This is a genomic window from Desulfobaccales bacterium, from assembly GCA_041648175.1.
In the GTDB taxonomy this organism is placed as follows: Bacteria; Desulfobacterota; Desulfobaccia; order Desulfobaccales; family 0-14-0-80-60-11; genus 0-14-0-80-60-11.
Genome location: JBAZPO010000007.1, coordinates 110,226 through 127,094, shown reverse-complemented (window position 1 = coordinate 127,094; position 16,869 = coordinate 110,226). Strand labels below are relative to the sequence as shown.

Annotated in this window: 13 protein-coding genes; 10 read left to right on the top strand and 3 right to left on the bottom strand. The window is 53.6% G+C overall.

Annotated features, from left to right (window positions below):
• Positions 1-22: 22 nt before the first annotated feature.
• The 7 genes from WC600_08630 (at position 23) to WC600_08600 (ending at position 8,953) form a co-directional block, all read left to right on the top strand.
• Entirely contained in the window at positions 23-463 is a 441-nt protein-coding gene (locus tag WC600_08630; GenBank protein MFA4902797.1) for a hypothetical protein, read from the top strand.
• 124 nt (positions 464-587) lie between these two features.
• Positions 588-1,607: an alpha/beta hydrolase gene (locus tag WC600_08625; GenBank protein MFA4902796.1), complete on the top strand. Its 1,020-nt coding sequence runs from the start codon at positions 588-590 to the stop codon at positions 1,605-1,607.
• Positions 1,608-2,574: 967 nt separating this feature from the next.
• Positions 2,575-3,315 carry a hypothetical protein gene (locus WC600_08620; protein ID MFA4902795.1) on the top strand — a complete coding sequence of 247 codons (741 nt, stop codon included), beginning with the start codon at positions 2,575-2,577 and terminating at the stop codon, positions 3,313-3,315.
• Positions 3,316-4,252: 937 nt separating this feature from the next.
• A complete protein-coding gene (locus WC600_08615) occupies positions 4,253-6,472 on the top strand; it encodes an ATP-binding protein (GenBank protein MFA4902794.1) in 2,220 nt (739 codons plus the stop codon).
• 18 nt (positions 6,473-6,490) lie between these two features.
• Positions 6,491-6,904: a response regulator gene (locus WC600_08610; GenBank protein ID MFA4902793.1), complete on the top strand. Its 414-nt coding sequence runs from the start codon at positions 6,491-6,493 to the stop codon at positions 6,902-6,904.
• 21 nt (positions 6,905-6,925) lie between these two features.
• Entirely contained in the window at positions 6,926-7,540 is a 615-nt protein-coding gene (locus tag WC600_08605; protein MFA4902792.1) for a carbonic anhydrase, read from the top strand.
• A gap of 129 nt (positions 7,541-7,669) precedes the next feature.
• The gene (locus WC600_08600; GenBank protein MFA4902791.1) at positions 7,670-8,953 is read left to right on the top strand and encodes a DUF4118 domain-containing protein; all 1,284 of its coding nucleotides are present in this window, start codon (positions 7,670-7,672) and stop codon (positions 8,951-8,953) included.
• An 11-nt stretch (positions 8,954-8,964) separates the two neighbouring features.
• Here WC600_08600 and WC600_08595 read toward each other — a convergent pair whose 3' ends face one another.
• The 3 genes from WC600_08595 to WC600_08585 are packed head-to-tail and all read right to left on the bottom strand — an operon-like array spanning position 8,965 to position 12,497.
• Positions 8,965-9,369 carry a response regulator gene (locus tag WC600_08595; GenBank protein ID MFA4902790.1) on the bottom strand — a complete coding sequence of 135 codons (405 nt, stop codon included), beginning with the start codon at positions 9,367-9,369 and terminating at the stop codon, positions 8,965-8,967.
• A gap of 21 nt (positions 9,370-9,390) precedes the next feature.
• Positions 9,391-11,937, bottom strand: a complete 2,547-nt coding sequence (locus WC600_08590; GenBank protein MFA4902789.1) for a PEP/pyruvate-binding domain-containing protein — start codon at positions 11,935-11,937, stop codon at positions 9,391-9,393.
• Between the two features lie 53 nt (positions 11,938-11,990).
• Complete coding sequence (locus WC600_08585) at positions 11,991-12,497, bottom strand: CBS domain-containing protein (GenBank protein MFA4902788.1); 507 nt, start codon at positions 12,495-12,497, stop codon at positions 11,991-11,993.
• Positions 12,498-12,722: 225 nt separating this feature from the next.
• Between WC600_08585 and WC600_08580 the strand changes: the two genes are divergently transcribed.
• The 3 genes from WC600_08580 to WC600_08570 all read left to right on the top strand — a co-directional run bounded on the left by WC600_08580 (position 12,723) and on the right by WC600_08570 (position 16,681).
• The gene (locus WC600_08580; protein MFA4902787.1) at positions 12,723-13,274 is read left to right on the top strand and encodes a CBS domain-containing protein; all 552 of its coding nucleotides are present in this window, start codon (positions 12,723-12,725) and stop codon (positions 13,272-13,274) included.
• A 43-nt stretch (positions 13,275-13,317) separates the two neighbouring features.
• Positions 13,318-14,850, top strand: coding sequence for an SLC13 family permease (locus tag WC600_08575; protein MFA4902786.1), 1,533 nt, complete (start codon positions 13,318-13,320; stop codon positions 14,848-14,850).
• 94 nt (positions 14,851-14,944) lie between these two features.
• Positions 14,945-16,681, top strand: a complete 1,737-nt coding sequence (locus tag WC600_08570; GenBank protein ID MFA4902785.1) for an ArsB/NhaD family transporter — start codon at positions 14,945-14,947, stop codon at positions 16,679-16,681.
• The last annotated feature ends 188 nt before the right edge of the window (positions 16,682-16,869 follow it).

Sequence of the window (16,869 nt, the reverse complement as noted above, 5' to 3'; positions counted from 1 at the left end):
ATCCCAAAGAGAGGTGATTGAAGTGAGTAAATTTCCAATCTGTCGGCTAGAGTTCGGCGTCGGTAGCATGGAGGACATCAGGTTCCTATATCGAGCCTGGGATGACCTCTGGACCTTGGAAGACCGGGGCAGTACCGACTGTATCCTGATGTATGTCTCGGTGGATGATAGGCTGCCGGATGAAGAAGTGAGTCTAAACTTCAATGCAACTGAAGAAGTCCTGGACAGATTTCTGAACGTCCTGGAACAAAGCGGTTTGAGGTTCAGCTGCAGTGATCTTATTCCAGGCTTCATTAAAACGTGCCGGGAAGATCATGACCGGGGCGGTTTAGATGCTATTGGCGCCAACGGCATGACCCCGGCGGCAGGCGGGATAGCTGAGTGGCTCTGCCATAGAAGAACTTGGAGTGCGGGAGGGATATCTGCCTGCACTCCAATCCATTTCTTCAGATTAATCTTCTAACCGCTTGCACCAAATCTTTTAAACACTACCATAGGCATAAGCTCTTTTGCTGCTGAGAGAAGGGTTTGCTCAGAGGGTGGTTTCATAACTGATCTCGGGAAACCCTGAAACAAGGAGGACGGCAATGAGACGCCTATATGGTCTGTTTGGAATATTGGTAGGTCTGATCCTACTGACAGTTCCAAATCCCGGGGACGGGCAGGAACAGGCGCCGGCTTATTCAACCCCCTTGGGCATTGCCCTGGATGAATATGCGTATCCTTACCCGGTCCAATTTCTTACCCTCAATATCGATGGACAACAACTGCGAATGGCCTATATGGACGTGATCCCCCCAGGCTGGGACGGCCATCGGGGCGCAGTCTTGCTGCATGGGAAGAATTTTTACGGCAGCTATTGGGACAACACCATCAAAGCTCTGACGGCTGCGGGCTACCGGGTAATTGTCCCTGACCAGTTGGGTTTCGGTAAATCCACCAAGCCGGAAATCGATTACAGCTTTGACCTGCTGGCGGCCAACACGGCCCAATTGCTCGATCAGCTGCAGGTGAAGCAGGCCGTAATCGTGGGCCACTCCATGGGCGGCATGTTAGCAGTGCGATTTGCCCGCAACTACCCGGAGCGCACCAGCCGCCTGGTCTTGGAGGACCCCATTGGCCTGGAGGACTATCGCTTCTTTGTGCCACCCCAGCCCACCTACCAGCTTTATGACATTGAAATGAAGATGACGCCCGATAAATACCGGGCCTTTATCAAGCGCTATTTTGTGCACTGGAAACCGGAGTACGAATCCTTTGTGGAGACCCGTTGCCGGATGATGCTCAGCGGCGAATATCCCCGCTACGCCAAGGCTGCGGCCCTTACTTTCCAGATGATTTACCAACAGCCGGTCCGGCACGAATTTCCTTTAATCAAGGCGCCCACTTTGCTGGTTGTTGGCCTGAAGGACCGCACTACGGTGGGGCGGGGGCGGGTGCCCGAGGAGATCCTGCAAGACAAAGGTCGCTACGATCTGTTGAGCAAGGCGGCAGCCAAGGATATCCCTAATTGCCGGCTGGTGGAGATTTCGGAGGTCGGGCATATCCCACATCTGGAGGCGCCGGAGCAGTTTCATCAGGTCTTGCTGGACTTCTTGGCAAAGTGAGGTGGGGCGGCCCAATCCTGGCGACGCTCACTGACCAGCCAAGCATGGCCCAGAAAAGTACGTGCTGGCCCATTAGCCCAAGCTGACCGGTCCAGGAAAGTTGTCGTGAAAGCCAGGAATGCTGCGGTTGTGGTCCAATTGGACCGAATGGACCGGTTTTTAAACTACAGGGGGTCGCTTAGTGGCGATAAAAGTTTCCGCTACACCTCTAGCCCATGGAAACCAGCTTTACTGTGTGTGAATCTGTGTGTGGAAATGGTTCCAGAATATGCTAAAACTTGCAAGAATAGGAAAAGACTTGCTAATTGGATATGTAGTGATTTCAGTAGCTTCCAGTAATTTGAGGAGGTTTGGAAGCTCAGGGATGTTGACTCTTAATCACTAGGTTCGGAGTTCGAGTCTCCGACGGCCCACCAAAGAAATCAAGGGGTTAGCTATTATGGCTAACCCCATTTTTATTTTGGGCTACCATCTGGGCTACCATTTGCACATTGTGAGGGGGATAGTAGAATGAGAAATAGAGTAGACGCGCACGCGGCGAAACTTTTGTGCGACTTTTGCGGCATTTTCATGGACTTGCGACGCGACGAGGACCGTGAAGCGGTCAAAACGTAAAATGAGAAATTTGGCAAAAAAAGAGTCTGGCTCGCACGCAAAATGAGAAAAAGGGGCGTGGCTATTTGGGGGGTGAACGGGGTTTACGGATGAGCTTAATGGGCCGCCAAAAAAAATAAAAATAATGGCAGCTAAAGGGGTAACTGTTAGGAAGAAAGTTAAAGCATAAGCGACGTGGCGGGGTAAGGTTAGTAAGACGAGCTTACCTTCAACCTGGATAGCACTTGAATTTTTCTGATCTTCACATTCCTGCAAGCTTGGATCGTGCGAGCTGAACCGCTCTGCTCAAGCGTGCCGTTAGACCACGAATCATGAGTCGAAACAAACAGACGAAAACATCAAGAGGTGTCTCATGAACTTATTAAGTCAAAGATTAATGTTTCCAGTTCTTTTTATAGGTAGTTTTTTTGCGATACAGGAAGTGACATTTGGGCAAGGGCCAAAGATCGATCTCCCAAAGATCGAACTCAAGGGTGAACTGTACAAATTACAGGAATTGCCCAAATCCCCTGAGGTCAAGAGCCCGCCAGTTATTGCCGAACCAATAAGCGCGCCGGTTCAGGTATGGCTGGCGGCACAGCCGAGTAAAGAGGTCCAGATTGCGCTTTTGAAAAGTGAGGCACTCGGTGAGCTCGAAGAACTGCGTTTTCATCAGTGGCAAGTTTTCTTTCAAGGGCTTACATCGATCCTGACTCGCGAGCAGTCGTCGTCCACAGAGGACGAATTCAGAGAAGCGCGTGCCCATTTCATTAAGTATCTCGACCTATTAAAACAAATTGAGGAACTGACAGGAGAGCAAGCGGAAGCAGAACGTCGCTATAATGAGCGTTTGAAGAATCTGACCGTTTTCCCTAGCGGGGGATATAGCGTCCAAAATAGTGATTCTGCGGTCATCACGCGTTATTATCCTGAGAATCCTCCGAGGGCTTCCTCAGATGAGCAACCAATGCAACAATCAAAAGGTACGCATTGGGAGGACCGCTGTGGGGTAGAAAAGTGCTTGATTAAGGCTGGGTTCGACAAGAATGGATCCCCCTATTACAGGATGGGTTACGACGTGGTTCGTAAGAAGGTCGAGGTTCCTAACAAATAGGCATGGGGGTTTCCGTTCTTAGAGGGGAGCCTGCAAGACGACCGCATGATCTAACCATGCGCTGCAACAAACGGCTGCGGGCCCCGGAGTTTTAGTCGGTGATATGAAACCAGGTTGCCAAGCTTGCATATGGGGAGTCAGGCTCAGCGGCTGTGGGGTGAGCTTTCGCATTCACCCTCCCCCTTTCATTCGCTCCACCGCTACTGAATCCGCATCCCTCTTGACTGAGTAATCTCCAATAACTGCATCTATCCTTCGGAACTTATCACGTTTTTCAAAACTTTCGCTCGCAAGAAGATACCTTCAATTTTCGCCCATCAACCGATAAGTCTCTCGGGTGGCAAGCTAGCTTGAATTTGTTTAAGGGGAATTTGTTATTAACTTTGCTCGAAAGTTAATAAAACTGCCTTTCAATATCTGTTATGCTCAAAAACTTATTTATCCCTCCTCCCCACCCCTTTACAACCTTGGCGACCACCCGGTTCTTATCCTCCCCTTGGACAACCTGCCACCCCACAGCAACTACTTCCCCCTGTGCCCCTCCCTTGATCAGCCAGCCTTTAGGCAGCTACCCACCCTTTTTATCTATCAAGATGCATTCTTCTTTGCCCATGTTTGGCTGGCACCTCATTGGACCTGCCAACCTCTGGTCAGCTCTGAGAGCTCTATGCCGTTTTGTCTAGAGGGGTCTCGATAGATAGCACTCCCGGTTTACGGGACCCATGCATCCGCCATGGCAAGGGGCAAACCAGGCTTCTTCCCAATCTATTCCGAACCCGGGATATCCGTTGTTGAGCATTTGCCGAATTTATTTTAAAGTGAAATAAATTAAGGTTTCCAGGACTTGCTGAAGCAGTGGGCCAAATCATCAGTAGCATGGACCAAAATTTACGAAACTTTTTAGGCCATACCTGCAGTTTTAAGGAGTAAGCCGATCATGCGCATTGCGATGGATAAGGTCAATATCCGGAGGCTACTCACGGGCTTAGGCCTGATGGTAATTGTGCTGCTGGCGGTGGCCTTTGTGCTGGGACTTCTTTCCCTGCAAAGGACGCGGGAGATAGTTTCTGAAGATTTCCAACAGCAGCAACTAATCCTGGCCAAGACCACCGCCCGGCAAATCGAAGACGGATTGGAGTTTTTGCGGCGCGAGCTCAAAATCCTCAATTACTCACCGGCCATCCAATACCTGGAGGAGGTGGCCTGGGCCAACCGCATGCAGGTCAGTTTCAACGACCTCTCCAAACTAGGGGTGACCGAGATTGAGAGGCTGGACTTCCGGGGCCCTAATGCCGGCCGCACCTATATCCTGGACGCCAAAGGCTCCCGTGTCCTGGAGCGACAGTCGTTTGACTCCCCCGAAGTGGCCTGGGCTAAAGACCCGGCCAACCGGGGCCACATTTACCAGGGGCCGATTGCACTTGAACCCCGAGGTGATCACCAGGTCCCCTTCTTCACCCTGGCCACGCCGGTATATGAAGAGAGCGTGGATGAATCGCATCCCAAGGCGACGGGCAAGCTAGACGGGGTGCTGCTGTTTAAAGTCGATGCCAGCCAGTTTGCCGGCCACTACTGCGCCGGCATTCGCTCCGGGCGCACGGGCTACTGCTGGGTGATCAACACAGAAGGGATTTTTCTCTATCATCCGGAGCGGGAGTTCATCGGCGAAGACGCCTTTACGGCCCGGGGCCGGCGCAACCCGGTGATTAGCTTCACCACGATCAACGAGATTCAGAAATCGAAAATGCTGGCCGGAGAAGAAGGGACTTCCCAATACAATTCAGGTTGGCACCGGGGGGTTATCCGGCAAATGGAAAAATTTGTGGCTTACAGCCATGCCAAGGTGAATCCGGACGGTTCCCGCATCTGGCCCGTGGCCGTGGTGGCGCCCACCGATGAAGTCTACGGCACCATCCATTCCCTCTACATCCGGCAATTCTTAATCCAGGGGATTCTCATATTCGCCCTGATCTTGGCCGCCTGTGCAGTTATCTACTATGAAATGCGCTGGTCCGTGGAACTGCAGCGGGAGGTGGACCATGCCACGACGAATTTGCGTCGCAGCCGGGAACAGTATAAATCAGTGGTGGAAAATGCCCGGGACTTTATTTTCTTACTGGATGAGAAGGGGACCTTCATTAGCGCCAATACGGCCGCAGCCCGGGTGTTCGGCACTCCGGCCGCGGGTATAGCCGGGAAATCTCTCTCAGGTCTTTTTGCACCCGACGACGCCGCCGCCTTATTGACGCAGGTGCGCGACACAGTGGATAGCCGGAAAAGCTCCGAAGTCAAGTCCGCGGTACGCATTAAGGACCGGATCTACTGGCTCTCCACCCATTTTGTGCCCGTCTTTGGAGAAGACGGCCGCACGGTAGAACGGATCCTGGTTATGGCGCGGGATATTACCGAGCGTCAGCGTATAGAAGAGCAACTTTATCAAACTGAAAAACTGGCTTCCCTGGGCACCCTCTCAGCCGGGGTGGCCCACGAGATCAATAACCCCTTAGGCGTCATCCTGGGGTTCACTGAAATCTTGTTGGACCGCATACCTTTGGACAGCAAGGAGCATGAGCTTCTCAAAACCATTGAACGGCAGGGCCTCAATGCCAAAAGGATTGTGGAAAAGTTGATGACCTATGCCCGACAGCCTGCGAAGCAGGAAGAATTTACCGATCTCAACAAAGACATTGAAATGGTGACCTCCTTGCTGCAAAATAATCTTTTTACCAATAAGATTGAATTGGAATTGCGCCTGGCCCGGGAGTTGCCCCGGGTTCACGGTGATTCCGGGGAACTGCAACAGGTGTTTATCAACCTGGTGAATAATGCGGTGGCGGCCATGCCAACGGGGGGCAAGCTTTCGGTAATTACCAGGATCAACCCATATAACCAAATGGTGGAGGCGATTTTCGCCGACACCGGCACCGGCATCCCCAAGGAGATCGCCGACCGCATCTTCGATCCATTCTTCACCACCAAGAAAGTGGGGGAAGGCACGGGTTTGGGATTGTCGGTAAGCTACGCCATCGTCAACAAGTATGGCGGAAATCTCCGCTTTGAGACCCGAGTGCAGGAAGCCGCTGGAGTTAATCAAGGCACGACTTTTTTTGTCACATTACAACCCGAAATTGCGGCGAACCTTAAAGAAACCAGGTAGTAAGGAGACTTACCAACCATGGGACTTATTCTAGCTGTGGATGACGAACCCGACATGCTCACTTTGATCAAAATGATCATTGAAGGGTATAGCGATCATCAAGTTACGACCACCAACAACCCGATGGAAGTGGCCGAGTTACTCTCTAAGCAGCGTTTTGATCTTATCATTACTGACTTGAAGATGCCGGGCATGGACGGGATGGAGTTGCTGGAGCTTGCCAAAAAATATGATCAAGATGTATTGACCTTAATGGTCACTGCTTTTGGTTCCCTGGAATCCGCCGAGGAAGCTGTGGCCAAAGGCGCCTTTGACTACATCAGCAAACCCTTTCGAAAGGAAACGCTCCTCATAGCTATTGACAAGGCCATGCGTTGGCGGCAGATGGCGCAACAGATCAAGGAACTTAAAGGCAAACTGGAAAAAGACTAGATCTGGGTTAGGAGACACTTCATGGCGAATCCCGATCAGGGGCTCAGCGGTAAACAGGTATGGCAGCGACTCATCGCCGGCAATATGCGTTTTGTCCAGGGACTGTTCCAGGGCCGTAATATGCTGGACTTAAGACGCACTCTCACCCAAGGTCAGCAACCCGAAGCCGCGGTGCTGTGTTGTTCCGATTCCCGGGTGCCGGCGGAAATCATCTTCGATCAAAGCTTAGGTGATCTATTCGTCGTCCGCACCGCCGGTTTGGTACTGGAACCCACCAGCATCGGCAGCCTGGAGTATGCCGTCGCCCATCTCCATGTACCCCTGCTGGTTATCAAGGGGCACGAATGTTGCGGGGCCGTCACTGCCGCGGTAACCCATCCGGAACACGACGAAGGCCATATCAGCGCCATCGTTAAGCAGATTGCCCCGGCCGCGGCCCAGGCCCGGTTAACCGGCAAGAACGGTCACGATCTGGTGGAAGAGGCTACGAATCATCACCTAAAATTTTTGGACGAGACCTTACGGCGGGAGAGCCGGATCATCGGAGATGCCTTGGAGCGCGGCAGCCTTGATCTGGTTGTGGCCAAATACCTGCTACATTCCGGCAAAGTGGAGACGCTGAACGCCACCTTCTAAGGATTTAAATACCGCCCATGGTGATCTTTACAATATTTTAACGGCACTGCGGACAAGTTTAATGCCCATCTTATATTCCATATTTTATCTTTATAGTATGACCTACCAGATAAGACCGAGAGGGAAGAAGTGGGAGTAAATTCAAAAAGCACGGTAGAAAAGCTCCTGGTATGCGTTGGCACGAGCCCTTCTTCAGCCGACCTGATCCGGGCCACCCAAAAATTGGCCAATAGCCTGAATGCCGAGTGGTTTGCCGTCTACGTCAAGACCCCGAGGATGGTGCGGTTATCTGAAGCAGAGCAAAACCAGGCTGTGCAGAATCTTCAGCTTGCCGAAAACTTGGGAGCTCAGACCCACACCTTGTTCAGCCGGAGTTTAGGCGCAAAGATCGGCGACTTCGCTCGCCGCCATGACGTCACCAAAATCATCGCCGGCAAGCCCCATCACTCATACTGGAAAGATATCCTTTGGGGTAGTGCAGTGGATGAACTGGTGCGGCTGAGTGAGGAGGTCGAAATTTCTTTCTTCAGTGTAGAGCCGGAAAAACCAAAAAAATCGCCTATTCAGGTGAGATTCAGAGGCATAAGTTTCCTCGACTACGGGATGGGCCTCTTGTATTCTGTTCTGGCTACCGGTCTTTCCTTCTTGATCTACCCTCACTTGGAACTGAGTAATCTAATTATGGTTTACTTGGTGGGGGTGATGCTGACCGCCATGCATTGGGGTCGGGGTCCGGCTGTCTTAAATTCCCTCCTCAGCGTTTTGGCCTTTTATTTCTTTTTTGTTCCTGTCCGATATTCCTTCAAATTGGAAGAGACTCATTTCATCTTTACCTTCGCAATGATGTTACTGGTGGCGTTAGTGATCAGTCATCTGGCTATTCGGATTCGGCAGCAGGCCGATGCCGCCCGTTTACAAGAACGCCAGACTGCAGCGATGCACTCACTCAGCCAGAAACTTGCCGGTGCCAGGGGCATTGAGAAGATTTTAGAGGTGGCAGTTAAACAACTCCGGGAGATTTTTGAGTGCCAGGTGGTGGCGTTGCTGCCAGGGGAAAATGGCAAGCTGCAGCCAATCGCCGGTGATCTTTCTGCGCTCTTCCAAAAGGATACGCCAGGAGAACTTCCCGTGGCCCAACGGACCTACCGCACCGGTCAGCGGGCAGGGTGGGGAACCCAAAACTCGGACTCCCCTTTTCTCTATGTCCCATTGCGCGCCACTCATACCGTCATAGGGGTTTTGGCCCTGCGGCTTAAAGATCCCAAATCCGAACTTTGGTTATTGCCGGAGCAATTGCGCCTGGGCCTCCTGGAATCCCTGGCCAAACAAGTCGCCCTGGCTCTGGAGGTGGAACGCCTGGAAAAGACAACGTTAAATACACGAATACCCGCAGAAAACGGACATCCCTGCTAAGCTTACTCAGGCTAATGGTTTTTGAGCGCCTCCAGTTCTCCTTGCATCCGTTTCCACTCCAAAGCCCTCTTGATGGCAATAAAGATGGCCTCTTTGCGGAAAGGTTTGACGATAAAATCGTAAGCTCCTTTTTTGACTGCTTCTTCGGCTATTTCACTGGTACCGTAAGCGGTGATGATGATGATGGGCATATGGACATCAATATTTTTGATGATGTCAATCAAATCTATTCCATCTACCAGAGGCATCTTCAGGTCGGTGATCACCAGGTCGAAAGGTTCCTGCAGAAGCAGACTTTGCACCTCTAACGGATTGTTGGTAGTGATCACCGTATAACCAGTCTTATCCATGAGAATGGTTTTGAGCAATCTCAGCATGTTGGGCTCATCATCGATGACTAATAACCGTTCCGCCATGATACTCTCCTGATGGTGTCTCTATCCTTTTACCTCGATATGCTCACGGATGAAATCTTTTATATACCAATCCACAATCCCCTCAGAAAACAATACCATATCCAATTGCTTCGTGTAGAGGGTAAGCTTCCCGAATAAAACCAACTTCTGGGTCATTTGTTTCAAGGGATATTTTGCCAATCTGGCTTCGATGGTATCGCCTCTGCGCTGGTAGCTGAGGTCCATCCGGTCGATAATGGCTTCGATCAACCTGGCCCGCCGCTCTCGCCGTTCCGGGGTGGAACCGCCGCCGCGAAAAGTGAAGGTGATGTAATTATCGTTTATCTGATCGCTGACGTAGGCCTCCACCAGGGAAAAATGGTAGCCCTGGCGAATGCTGAAATTCATATAATTCTCCGAGAGCACCACATAACTTTGGTCCCGGTAAGGGTCGGCGCCCTGGGCCACCTCTTCTTCGCTTTTCACAAATACCGAACTCAAGCTTTGGGTTCCGGCGGGTTTGCCTTGGGGCCAGCGCATGGCGGTGAGTCCCTGCCAGAAGGCCTTGAACGGAATGGAAGTAATCTGCTCCGGGCGGACTTTGCGCTTCCAGCCTTTCTTTAAACCGCCGCCGAGGTCCAGGATGCACAGCTTAAAAGGCAGGCTCGAATCCAGGTCCACGACTTCCTTGCCGCCCTCAACTTCATTTTCTGTCAGTTTGAACATTTCCCGCATAGAAAATTCATGGGCGAAGCGCACGATGTCATGAATGGTGCGGCAGCTTTCCGGCGCAAAAGTTTTGCTCTGGGGATTAATCAGGTTAAGAGGAATAACCTTCTGCAACACCTCCTTTAAGGTGCGGAAAACCGGGCTGTCGGCCAGGTCATCCAGCTTGGGCTGGCGGGGTTCCAGCAGTTCGCTAATGACGCCGGCATAGACGTTATTATAATTGGCGTCCACGGTCACTTCCTGGCCGGGCTGCAAAACCTGAGTGGCGATGCCTGTGTTGAGGATGGCGGGAACCTGAAATTCCCGGGCCAGGAGCGCCATATGCCCGGTGGGGCTGCCCACGTCGGTAATGATGGCCGCGGCCTGGGGCATAACCGTCACATACTTGGGGGAAGTATGCCGGGCCACCAGGACTCCCCCCGGTGGAAAGTTTCTGAGGTCATCGTCCCGCCGCACCAGCACCACGGGCCCGGCGCCTACCCCGCGGCAGGCGACGCTCCCTTGATCCAGCAGCACGGGATATTGTCTCAGAGTCCTGGCCTTGCCCTCAGAAGCTCTCTTGACGGGTATTTGCAGTTGACGGCTTTGCAAAAGCCAGAGCCGGTCCTCCATGTCCAGGGCCCATTCCACATCCTGGGGCCGCTGATAATGGGCCTCCAGGGTGGCCGCCCACTGCACCAACTGTTTTAAATGGTTCTGATTCAGGCATGGAGCGTTGATCATCTCCGGGGGCACCGGCGCCTCTTGCACTCCACCCCCGGGCAAGTTGACCAGCATCACCTTTTTGGGTGGGAGGCGCTGTTCCAGAATTTTGCCGGGAGGATGATACGCCACCAGGTAATGATCAGGCTCGATTACCCCGCCCACGGCATATTTTCCCAGGCCCCACACCGCGTTAATCAGCACTGCATCCTGGTCCGCCGCTTCCGGTTGCCGGGTGAAGAGGACCCCGCTGGCTTTGGCGTTAATCATGGGCAGCACGGCCACGCTCATAGCCATCTCCTCCTCCCTGAAGCCCTTGTTTTTATAATAAAACAGGGCCCGGGGGGTAAACAGGCTGGCCACAATGTCTTTATAGCGGTTTACCAGGTCGCTTTGGGCCACATTGAGATAAGTGGCGTATTGTCCGGCAAAGGTGAGGGAGAGGTCTTCTCCCACGGCGCTGGAGCGCAGGGCGACTAAAGGGCGTTGCTCCTGCCGGAGGCATAGCTCTTCATAGGCTGCATGGATGGCCTCCTCAAGTTCCGGCGGCACCTCGGCCTGGTTGACCATGCTCTTCAGGTCGTCGCTGACGCTGGACAGACTGTCCATGTCATCGACCCGCCAAAAGCCCAGGAGGTCTGGAATTAGCGTCGTCAGGTGATTAAAATCCAAGAACAGCTTATAGGCATACGTGGAGATGGCGAAACCGGGCGGCACCGGGAGATGGACCCGGTTCTTCACCTCTCCCAGGTTGGCGTTCTTGCCTCCCACCATTTCCGCCATTTCTACGTCCAGGTGATCAAAAGATATGGTCAAGGGGGCTTTTGGGATTTCCCGGCGCTGGTTCAGAACGTCTTCCACCTCAGTGATGATCCGCCTGAAGGCATCAACCAAACCATCGTAGCGGTGATCCCCCAGGTTGTTGAGGGCATCGACCAGGGTGGCGGTAACCTCGGCAAGTTGACTGACGCTGGCCCGGATATACTGGAGGTCGAAGAGGAAATCGCCGGACAGCTTCTCCTCCATGTCGGTCATGAGGGCCAAGACTGCGTTGTTGGCAGACAATAACCGCTGAAAGTTGGCATACTTCTCTGCTAACCGCGTCTGAACCGGCGCTGCCTGGTCTTTTTTGACAAGCCGTTGCCACACGCGTTTCACGGGATTCCCTCCGCCACCACGGGGAGTAGGTTAATCCAAAAGAGCTGCCCTCGTTATTCGCCCAACACGATCTTGGAGATTTCCCCGAACAGATCGCTCAACCGCAGCATGCCCGCCACTTTGTCCCCCTGCAGCACCGGGATCAGGCCGACGTTTTCCTTGATCATTACATAGAGGGGTTTGGTGATGGGATCCTCGGCGTTCACAGTGAAATTGATGGCGCTCATGACTTCACTCACCGGCCTTTGGGATTGCTCCTGCATTTTGGGTCCGTAGAATTTTCCCATAAAGACGGTCAGGCTGGGGTCCATCTTGATCAGACTGGTTTCCTGAAGAAATTTGGGTTCCAGGCCCGTGATGATATTCCGTAAAGTCAGGATTCCCATAAGTTGGTATTTCTCATCAAACACCAGGACGGCCCGGGGTTCGAATTGTCCTTCAAACTTGATGGCCGCTTCCCGGATAATGGCCATGGCCTGGCGCAGCGTGAACCAGTACGGAATATGGGGGTAATCCTCCAGGGGAATCATCAAATCCTTGGCAGTCTTATGGTAAGGCATGTCATCCTCCCAAATTGCCCGATCTCTGGTGATAAGTCGGTGATTCTGTTCTAAAGGAGGGACCTGGAAAAGTCAAGGAGAAGGCCTTTGATCCTTGTGAAATAATCCACGATCTTAACAGAAATTTAACGGCGCTCCCCCGCTTTTTAACCCCGTTTTAATCTGGCGCTTGTTAAAAACCTAACCAAGAAATAAACATGCTCCGTTAAACCGGAAGGAGCGATCTTGGTTCCTCTGGTCCAGGAAAAATTAACCGAGATGGAGGTTCTTATGCCCAACGACAAGAAGGTGAAAGATTTAATGATCCCGCTGGAGGATTACCCTCACATCCCTTATTGGTTCACCCTGCGGCAGGCCATGGCCATTGTCCGGGAAACGGCCATCAAGTATGAAGGGCAGTTCGAGCCCAGGGCGCTCCTGGTATTTGACGAAAAGTACCAGCTCATGGGCATCCTGACCCTGCGGGACATCATCAAAGGATTGGAACCCCGGTTCATGCAAGAATCCGGGCTGATCAAAGCGGACCCCAACCTGGCAGTGCTCATGGGCGATCTCTTCGGCCCCGGCCTGAAAGAGGCGTCCCAAAAACCGGTGAGCGAGGTCATGAGCCCCATCAAGGTCACCAGCCAGGGTAACGATGTTCTCGCCAAGGCCATCTTCCTGATGATCAAGGAAAACGTCGGCATGATGCCGGTGATCCAGGACAGCAAGGTGGCCGGCATGATCAGGTTGAGCGATCTCTTCGGAGAAATCTCCAAGATGGTATTGGGCGAATAATCCTGTTCCTGGGACTTCTAATTATTAAGAGGAGTTAGCTGTCATGGCTGAAGATATCAAAAAAATGCCCGTAGGCGCGGGCCTGCCGGAGATGCCCGAAGAGATCGTCATTGCCCCCAAAAAGGTGGCCATCGACTGGAAACGCATATTATTTATCCTCTTAGGGCTGGCTCTGTTTTTTCTCTTTTATTTCATGTCGGATTTAGGTGACGCGGTTGATCCATCCGGCAAACACTTTCCCCTGCCGCCCCAAGGCCGTATGGCTATTGGCCTCTTTCTCATGGCTGCGGTGTGGTGGATCTTCGAGGTGATGCCCATCGGGGCCACCGCCATCGCCATCGGCCTGTTTCAGACCATCTTTATGATCCGCACGGCCGATGCGGCCCTGAAAGACTTCTTTGATCCCTCCGTCTGGTTCATCTTCGGCTCCGTGGTCATGGGCACGGCCTTCTCGGTCTCCGGGCTCACCAAGCGCATGGCCTACAAGATGCTGAACGTCGTGGGCGAAAACACCAATTTCATCCTCCTGGGCACCTTTCTCATCATCGCGGGTATGACCCTGCTCATGGCCCACACCGCGGTGGCCGCGGCTATCTTCCCATTGCTGGTGGCCATCCATTCCCTGTATAGCGAGTCCGACCAGCCCACCCGATTCGGCAAAGGCCTGTTCATCGGTATGGCCTGGACCGCAGGCGCGGGTTCGGTCATCACCTTCCTGGGGTCAGCCCGGGCGGTGGCCGGCGCCGGGATGTTCCAAAAATTCACCGGCGGCACTGAAATCGGCTTTTTTTCGCTCATCTGGTACATGCTCCCCCTGGGGGCGCTCATGGTCGTGTGCATCTGGCTCATCGTGATCACCTTTTTCAAACCCGAGAGGCCACGTATCGACGGCTTGCGGGAGCGGGTGGCCACCCTGGGGAAAGAACTGGGGCCCATGAATAGCAAGGAAAAATTCGTCATCATCATGGTGCTTGTGGTCCTGTTCCTGTTCATGATGAAATCCTTCTCCCCCATCCCCTTCTTCAAGGACATGGATCGGGCGGCCATCATGATCGTGGCTACGGTGCTTTTCTTCATCACCCGCACCCTGGTGGTGGAGGATATGGAGACCATCCCCTGGAATATCATCCTCCTGTTCGGGGGCGCCATGTCCATCGGTTACTGTCTCTATGACACCAAGGCCGCGGAATGGATGGCGGTGAGTTGGGTAAGCTGGTTCCAGAAGGCCCCCTGGCTGGTGTTCGTCCTGGCCATCGCCTTCTTTGTCTTGTGCATGACCAACTTCATCATGAACGTGGCCGCCATCGCCATCACCCTGCCGGTCTCCCTGGTCATCGCCAGGTACCTGGGCGTGGCCCCGGAAGTCATCTTCTTTGCGTCGCTGGCCACTGCGGGCATGCCCTTCAACCTGCTTATCGGAGCGGCCCCCAATGCCATTGCGTATGAGAGCAAGCAGTTCACGGCCGGGGAGTTTTTTACCTACGGCTGGATCCCCAGCATTGTCCTCATGGCCTTTCTGGCGGTATTCTGCTACTTCATCTGGCCCCTCATGGGGATGCCGGTGCTGGCTAAATAGGCTGGCTCTGATGGGAGGATGCGGGTCACGACCCAGATGGCCCCTTCCTCCCCTCCATCCGAAGACTACGCGAGTTGCTTAAAGGGGATTAACAATGCGTAAAAAATGGTGTTCCTTCTTCTATATACTAATATTCCTGGCAGCTACCGGATTCCTGGCCAACTCCGCGGTCCTGGCGGCCCCGGCCCCGGCCGGCGACCACCTGGCCGTTTCCGGGCTGGTCACCAATCCCATGGGCAAGGGCCTCAAGGAAGTGGAATTGGAAGTCCTGGTTAACGGCCAGCACGTCAAACCCACGGGCAAAGGCGCGGAAATAACCACCGGCAAGCCCGGCGGCTTTGTGGCGGATTTCATGCTGCCTGCCGGGAGCTTGCCCGCGGCCAAGGTTGAGGTCAAGGCCTCCAAGCCCTCCTGGAAACCCATCCCACCCACCCCCGTGAAGGTGGTGGAGGCCGGGGCGGACGCCCAAGGCAACAAACTCTTCCAGGCGGTCCAGAACCTCACCCTGAACCGCACCACGACCGCAGGCTTCTGGATCGCCGCCATCATCCTGCTGCTGGTCTATGTGGTCATTTCCCTGGAGTTGATGCACCGCACCCTGGTGTCTTTCCTGGGCGCGGCCATTATCCTCTTCGTCACTTACACCCTGGGGGCCTGGGACAAGTCTTTTTATATCATCTCTTTTGACGATGCCATGGGGGCCATCGACCTGAACGTCATCTTCCTGCTCATGGGCATGATGATCTTCGTGGGGGTGATGAAAAAGACGGGCATGTTCCAGTTCCTGGCCTTCAAGGCCTATGCCCTGGCCAAAGGTAATGTCTTTGTGCTGTCCTTTGCCCTCCAGATAGTAACCGCGGTCATTTCCGCCTTTCTGGACAACGTCACCACCATGCTCCTGGTGCTGCCGGTGACCATCGAAATCGCGGTCACCTTGAAGATCAACCCCCTGACCCTGCTGGTCCCCGAGGCCTTTGCCAGTAACGTCGGCGGCACCGCCACCTTGATCGGCGACCCGCCCAATATTATGATCGGTTCCTATGCCGGCTTGACCTTCGGCCAGTTTGTCCAGAACCTGACTCTGGTCTGCTCCATCTCCCTGGTGGCCTCCTCCCTGTTCCTGGTTTGGTGGAACAAGAAGGAATACCTCAAGGCCGAAGTGAAAGATATACCGCGGACCATCGCCTTCTTAAGAGAGGAATATCAGATCACCAATAAGAAGCTGATGATCCAGGGCTTGCTCCTGTTGGGCTTCACCATCCTGCTCTTTGCCGTTCACGGCTTCCTGCACATGCAGGTGGCGGTGGCGGCCTTGATAGGCTCCCTGGTGCTGGTGGCCATCTCCGGGGAGGATATCGTGGAGCTGCTGGAAAAAGAGGTGGAATGGCCCACCCTGGTCTTCTTCATCGGCCTGTTCATGGTCATCGCCGGGGCCGAAGAAACCGGCCTGATTCAGATAATCGCCAACTTCGTGAAGGACCTCTCCGGGGGCAATCTGACGGTAGCGATAATTCTGGTCCTCTGGGTCTCGGCCATCGCCTCGGCCTTCATTGACAACATTCCCTTCACCGCCACCATGCTGCCTATCGTCGCCTTCCTGAACGTGACCATCCCCGGCGCGGAGTCCGGCGTGCTCTGGTGGTCCCTGGCCCTGGGGGCGTGTCTGGGGGGGAACGGCACCATGATCGGGGCTTCCGCCAACGTGGTCACCGTGGGCCTGGCGGAAAAGGCGGGCTACCACATCTCCTTTGTGGAGTATATGAAGGCCTGCTGGTGGCCCATGATGATCACCGTCACTATCGCCATGGTGTACCTGTTGATCGCTTATTGATCCTGGAAGCTTAAGCGTTCTAAGGTGGCTTTTGGCCAAAGGGCATTATAAACTAGGTCTCACATAAGAACCTAAAGGAGAAAGGCTAACAGGTCCGGGAGGGCCTAAGGTTCCATAGCACTCACCAGCGCTAGCTGGGTACCCCATGGAACCCAACATAATCAGGTCAAGAATATAAGGCCTGCCGG